Raw genomic sequence first — 6,326 nt, 5'->3', positions numbered from 1 at the left:
AAACCAGTTTTTAAAAACTGCTTAACTAACTGTCCAACTTTATGGGGTCAGATCAAATCACCGTCAATTGATTAGGGTGGCAGAACGAAAGAGGGTTGACAGACTGGTGCCCATAGAGACCAGCACGCACGGGGCGTCCCCCTTCCGTCCTACCGCAAAGAAAGGGGACGCAAGGGTCTAACGACTTATAGTAGAACTATAATCCGCTATGGGGACTTACGGTCTGTCAAAACCGTCTGGCAATGTAGGCCAGCAACGAGATAATAATCGGTATAATAAAGAACGTCAATTTATTTTAATAAAAAAGTTTAAATATAATAATTTTATTCATATTTAAATAATATTATTTTCTTTATTATATTTACAGCTTTTAATTAAATTTAAAATATAAAATTTGGTTATATACACTTAGTTAATAAAATAGATTAATCGTTAATTTTAATTTAACAATTTATATAAAAATATAAGATGACAAGCATATACCTCTTATCATCTTTTCTAGAGTTTACTTTTCTATAGCTTTTACAGGTAAATGCGTACCTAACAAAGAAAAAGTTACGTCCGCAACTTCCAACGGATCTGAACTGGTCCAAATAATATGATTTCCCTCATTTGGACTTTCAGAACTTAAATGATATTGATTGAGCTGCCGAATTAATTGCGCTGTTACAGCTTCCGAAGGCTCAATAATTTGGATATCACGACCTACAATTTCCTGAATCGTATCTGAAACAAATGGATAGTGTGTGCATCCTAAAATAATCGTATCGACTTTTTGCTCGACTAACGGCGCCAAAATATTTTTTAAATAATCCTTAACTTCCGCGGTATGCGCTTTGCCCGTTTCAATTTTTTCGGCCAAACCAATACAAGGTACTAAAGACACTTTGATATCTTGCGCATACGTTTCAATTAAACTTTTTAAGTTTTTGCCCTTCACTGTGGTGGCAGTTGCCAAAACCGCAATATGCTTGCTCATGGTCATTGCCACAGCAGGTTTTACCGCTGGTTCTATGGCAATAAGTGGCACATTAATTTGCGCTCTAATCGTTTCAATCGCTACAGCGGTCATGGTGTTACAAGCAATCACGATCGCTTTGCATTTGCCATGAGCAACTAGGTTTGAAATTAAATGCGTGGTTCGTGAAACAATCCAGTCGCTTTCTTTGTCTCCATACGGGACATATTTCGAGTCGGCGAAATAGATAATATCTTCATTCGGAAGGGCCTGCCGAATATGCTTAAAGAGAGACAACCCGCCTAAACCAGAATCAATCATTCCAATCGGGTTGTTATTGTTATTCATGGTTTGTCCTGCATTTCATATATTTAGAAAAATTCTTTCATGGTTGCCAAGTCATTGAGCACGACTTTGGGCTGAATGGTTTTTAATTTTTCAGCCGATGTATACCCCCAACCTACCGCAGCAAAATCAATGCCTGCCTTATGTGCAGCTTCGCCATCCGTGGTTTGGTCGCCGACATAAATTGCTTGGTTTTTACTTACATCCAAAATGCTGAGAACACGCTTAATTCGTTTAGCTTTGCCAAATATAGACGAGCCGCCATCAATATGGCTAAAAAGCTCACATAGTTCTGTACCAAGAATATTTTGACAGTTTTCTTTAGAGTTTGAAGTGATAATTGCGAGCGTATATCCCCGCTTATGCAGTTCAATTAAGTGGTCCCGCATGCCCTCAAACATGTAAACGTCTTGATCTCTTTCTTTCATTAAACGAATGAAATCTTTGGCAATCCAAGGCAGTTTCCATCTGGAAACATTCATCTCTTTCATAATTTCTTTTGGTGAAAGATGTTTGTACTGCTCTACTTCATGTAGCTCTACAGATTTAAATTTATACTTCTTGGCAAGCTGATTTAAAGCACCTAAAAAAAAGCTAAAGGAGTCGACTAAAGTACCGTCCATATCAAAAATAATAGCTTGGTATTCTTTTAAAGATTTTTCCATTTTAAAGTTCTGAAATAAAATATATTTTTTATAATTATATTCTGTTTTCTATTGGTTTTTAAATCAGGCCCAACGAGGACCTGACCTAAATTTTGATTTTTATTTTAAGCTGCCGCTTTTTGTTCCTTAATCCAATTTTTAATACGTGCATCTAGTATATTTAAAGGCAATGTTCCTGCATTTAAAATCATGTCATGGAATGCTTTGATATCAAAACGGTCTCCAAGCTCCTGTTTGGCGAGCTCCCGTAGCTCTAAAATTTTCAGTTGTCCCATCTTATATGCTAATGCTTGGGCAGGAATAGCAATATAGCGATCTGCCTCTGCCTGAATATCTGGTTCATCTAACGCGGAATGTTCTCGCATAAAATCGATCATTTGCTGACGGGTCCATTTTTTATAATGTACTCCAGTGTCAACCACTAGACGACAAGCACGGAACAACTCACTCGATAGTCTTCCATAGTCTGAAAGCGGGTCTTTATAGAAACCAACATCTTTGCCCAATTGCTCTGCGTAAAGTGCCCATCCTTCAATATAAGCTGTATGGTTGGGTTGCTTTCGGAACATCGGTAAATTTGGCAGATTTTGGGCAATATCAATCTGCATATGGTGCCCAGGAATCGCCTCATGATAAGCGGTCGCTTCCATTGATATTTTGGAACGTTCAGAGAAGTCGCCAGTATTTACATACACCTGTCCGGGACGTGAACCATCAGGCGTGCCTTGGTGATACTCCGCACCTGCCGCTTCTTTTTCTCGATATTGCTCTACAGGTAAAACTTCGACTTTATTTTTGGGTAATAAACCAAAGAGCTTCGGCAACTCTGGCTGCATTTGGGCAATATATCCTCGATAAATCTCTAAAATTTCTTCACGGGATTTTGGGAAAACAGCGGGATTTGTTTTTAAGGATTGTTGGAAACTTTTTAAGTCATTGAAACCTTTCGCTTTGGCAATTTTCAGCATTTCCGCTTCTATACGAGCAACTTCTTTTAACCCGAGCTGATGAATATTTTCAGGGCTTTCAGAGGTTGTCGTATTGTTTTCTACATAAAAGCGATAGAGCTCGTCACCGTTTGGCAAGCTCCATATACCCTCGTGTTGTCGTCCATAGGGTAAGTAATCTTTCTGAATAAATGCCCCAAGTTTTTGATAGGCAGGCCGAACATTCTGATCTATGGCTTGTAGCACTTCACGGCTTAAACGCTCTTGTTCTGCTTTCGAAATATTTTTTGGAAATTGCTTTAATGGAGAAGCAAAAACACTGTCTGTCCCTGCGGGAACTGCAATGCTATTAATCTGCTTTGCCACCTTTTCAATTAAATATTTGGGTGGCATCAAACCATCTTTTTGGCCTTGTTTCGCTAACTGAATACCTTGCTCAAGAATAAGAGGAATTTGTTTTAAACGAGCAATATAGTCTTGATATTGCTTAGCATTATCGAATGGAATCGAACTAATAAATCCCGGAAATTGTAAATGTAGGCCCCACATTTGATTAAAAGGCATCTCATACAATTTCAAATCATAATTTTTAAGTGTTTCTTTCAACTGATAAATCATTAAATCTTTATTTAATTGATCAGTTGCTGAAAATCCTGTGCTATCAATCGCTTCAAAACGTTTTAAAAAATTTTGCGTACTTTTTTTATCTTTCTCGATCTGATTTTTTGAAAGCTCTGTCCATCGATTGTTGTAGCGTAAATCTCCTAAAACGGTTGCAGTTTCAGGACTATTTTTCAAAGTATATTCCCACTGTTCCTGTAAAAGTTGGTTTAAAGCTTTCACCCGAACAGAGACATTACTGTTTTGTTTAGATTGTGATTTTTCGATGGTATTTGTATTTATTTCGGGGGTTGCAGCATTAGAAGAATGAGACATCCAAAATAAAACACTGATACAAGCAAAATGTAAGGTTCTGTTTTTCATTTAATTATCCAGAAATATTTAACAAAGGTTAAAATAAAGACAAAACAAATTACGTGCCAAGCAGCATATAAAATGGTGTAAAAATCGAGTATTTTCTTAACTAAATGATTTTATAAATTAATTTTCTTTTTAATTATATTATTTATAGTTACTATCTATATTCCACATCTGACTTTAATAGACCAAGAACTTAAAAAAGTGCACATGAACGATCTCAGTGCACTTTTGAATTTCTACATTAAAAATTGTTTCTCAAGAAAACAAATATTGATAAACAATATAGGCAGCCAACTTTGCAGTTCTATTGTCTAAATCAAATTTTGGATTGCATTCAGCAATATCTAAAAGTTTAATTTTGCCAGTCTCTTGAATATGCTTAAAAATTGCTTCAAAAGTGGCTAAATCAATTCCTTTCACAGCTGGCGCACTGACCCCCGGTGCAACCGCGGCTGCGAAGACATCTAAATCAATCGTAACGTACAAACAGTCTACTTTTTCAATAAAAGCATCAACCGCCGCGAGCACATTGTTTAGGTTAAAAATATTAACCTCATTGTCACGTAAATATGAACAATTTAGAGCATCGGCTGTATCAAACAAAACTTTAGTATTGGCATGGTTGGCAACCCCAATACATAAATAATTAAATTGTTTTTGATGCTGTTCTGAAAGTCGAGCTGCCTGTAAAAATGGTGTTCCAGAGGTGGCATGTTCAGCTTCACGCAAATCAAAATGGGCATCAAAATTAATAATGCCTATTTTTTTATCTGGCGCGTGGGCTTGTACATATTGGAACAGACCGCTAAAGCTGCCAAATGCAACTTCGTGTCCACCGCCCAATACAATCGGCTTTAAACCATTTTGCAAGCTGTTTGCGACTTGTTCTGCCAACTCGGTTTGTGCTTGCTCTAAATTGTCATATTCGCAGGTCACTGTACCCAAATCGACAATACTGACTGGGCGATGAATCGGTAAATTAGCCAGTTGAGTACGGATTGCATCTGGTGCTTCGGCAGCGCCAACTCGGCCTTTGTTACGCTTCACACCTTCATCAGAGCTAAAACCAATCAGGGCAAATTCAGCAGGTTGGGTTTTATTCATAATATGGTGAATACGTTGGTGTGCTTCACCTTCGCCATCATGGCGGCCTTGCCATTTAAATGTGTGATTCATGTGCCACCGTCTAAAAAATAACTTCTTGTCCATGCTGAACGACTCGCTTAGGCAAATCGCCGCCCAGCCAGTAAACAATTTCAGATGGATGCTCAATATCCCAAGCCACAAAGTCAGCGACTTTACCCTGCTCTAAACTGCCGTGTGTGTGCTCTAAACCGAGCGCTTGTGCAGCATGAATGGTGACACCCGCTAATGCTTGCTCAGGCGTTAAGCGGAAAAGTGTGCTGCCCATGTTGAGCATTAAACGTAAAGAAAGTGCTGGAGATGTACCCGGATTTAAATCACTCGACAGCGCAATACGCACACCATGTTTAATGAGGCTTTCAATCGGTGGATATTGTGTTTCACGTAATAAATAAAACGCACCCGGCAATAACACTGCAACCGTGCCCGACTCTGCCATGGCTTTAACATCATCTTCGGTCATGTACTCTAAATGGTCAGCCGACAAAGCATGATAACGTGCTGCCAAACTTGAGCCACCTAGCGATGAGAGCTGCTCAGCATGAAGCTTAACGGGTAAATTTAAAGACTGTGCTGTTTTAAAAACACGTTCAACCTCAGCTGGTGAAAATGCCAAATGCTCACAGAACGCATCAACTGCATCGACTAAACCTTCGGCATGCAGTTTAGGCAGCATTTCTGTACAGATATGCTCGATATAAGCATCGCTTTGGTCTTTGTACTCTGGCGGTAAAGCATGTGCAGCCAAGCAAGTGCTTTTGACCGTCATCGGTAAAGCTTCACCAATTTGACGAATCACACGCAGCATCTTGCGTTCATTTTCATAATTGAGTCCGTAACCAGACTTAATCTCGATAGTTGTAACGCCGTCTTTTTGCATACAGCGAATACGTTTAAGTGCTGAGCTTAGTAATTGTTCTTCGTTTGCTTCACGTGTTGCACGTACTGTACTGGCAATGCCACCACCGCTTGCTGCAATTTCAGCATAGCTCACACCTTGCAAGCGTTTTTCAAACTCAACACTACGGTTGCCACCAAAAACACTATGCGTATGACAGTCGATGAATCCTGGGGTTACCCAAGCGCCATTTAAGTTAACTGTTTCGGAATAAGTGTCGGCAGGAAGTTGTTGTTGTTTTCCAATCCAATGAATGAGATGCCCTTCTGTGACGATTGCAGCATCTTCAATGTAGGAATATTGCCCATTTTGCATGGTCGCAATGTGGCAATTTTGCCAAAGTTTTTTCATTCGCCTTTCCTCAAAACTGCCCAATAGTTAAACCATTG

Annotated in this window: 5 protein-coding genes; all 5 read right to left on the bottom strand. The window is 39.0% G+C overall.

Features of this window, described 5'->3' with window-relative positions:
• Nucleotides 1-505: 505 nt before the first annotated feature.
• Nucleotides 506-1,306, bottom strand: coding sequence for a glutamate racemase (gene murI, locus ACTJJG_RS15015; RefSeq protein ID WP_440608973.1), 801 nt, complete (start codon nt 1,304-1,306; stop codon nt 506-508).
• Nucleotides 1,307-1,329: 23 nt separating this feature from the next.
• Nucleotides 1,330-1,968, bottom strand: a complete 639-nt coding sequence (locus ACTJJG_RS15010) for an HAD family hydrolase (protein ID WP_069120282.1) — start codon at nt 1,966-1,968, stop codon at nt 1,330-1,332.
• Between the two features lie 104 nt (nt 1,969-2,072).
• Nucleotides 2,073-3,899 carry a DUF885 domain-containing protein gene (locus ACTJJG_RS15005; RefSeq protein WP_069120285.1) on the bottom strand — a complete coding sequence of 609 codons (1,827 nt, stop codon included), beginning with the start codon at nt 3,897-3,899 and terminating at the stop codon, nt 2,073-2,075.
• A 252-nt stretch (nt 3,900-4,151) separates the two neighbouring features.
• Nucleotides 4,152-5,072, bottom strand: a complete 921-nt coding sequence (gene hutG / locus ACTJJG_RS15000; RefSeq protein WP_032057126.1) for a formimidoylglutamase — start codon at nt 5,070-5,072, stop codon at nt 4,152-4,154.
• A 10-nt stretch (nt 5,073-5,082) separates the two neighbouring features.
• The gene (gene hutI / locus ACTJJG_RS14995; protein ID WP_032057128.1) at nt 5,083-6,288 is read right to left on the bottom strand and encodes an imidazolonepropionase; all 1,206 of its coding nucleotides are present in this window, start codon (nt 6,286-6,288) and stop codon (nt 5,083-5,085) included.
• Between the last annotated feature and the right edge of the window lie 38 nt (nt 6,289-6,326).

The organism is Acinetobacter sp. 22512 (genome assembly GCF_052044755.1).
GTDB lineage: Bacteria > Pseudomonadota > Gammaproteobacteria > Pseudomonadales > Moraxellaceae > Acinetobacter > Acinetobacter pittii.
Note: the sequence above shows the minus strand (reverse complement) of the source record. Positions and strands in the feature narration are given on the sequence as shown.

What these genes read in the sequence shown, in the direction of transcription:
- murI (WP_440608973.1), bottom strand. Translation starts at nt 1,306, where the DNA reads ATGAATAACAATAACAACCCGATTGGAATGATTGATTCTGGTTTAGGC.
- ACTJJG_RS15010 (WP_069120282.1), bottom strand. Translation starts at nt 1,968, where the DNA reads ATGGAAAAATCTTTAAAAGAATACCAAGCTATTATTTTTGATATGGAC.
- ACTJJG_RS15005 (WP_069120285.1), bottom strand. Translation starts at nt 3,899, where the DNA reads ATGAAAAACAGAACCTTACATTTTGCTTGTATCAGTGTTTTATTTTGG.
- hutG (WP_032057126.1), bottom strand. Translation starts at nt 5,072, where the DNA reads ATGAATCACACATTTAAATGGCAAGGCCGCCATGATGGCGAAGGTGAA.
- hutI (WP_032057128.1), bottom strand. Translation starts at nt 6,288, where the DNA reads ATGAAAAAACTTTGGCAAAATTGCCACATTGCGACCATGCAAAATGGG.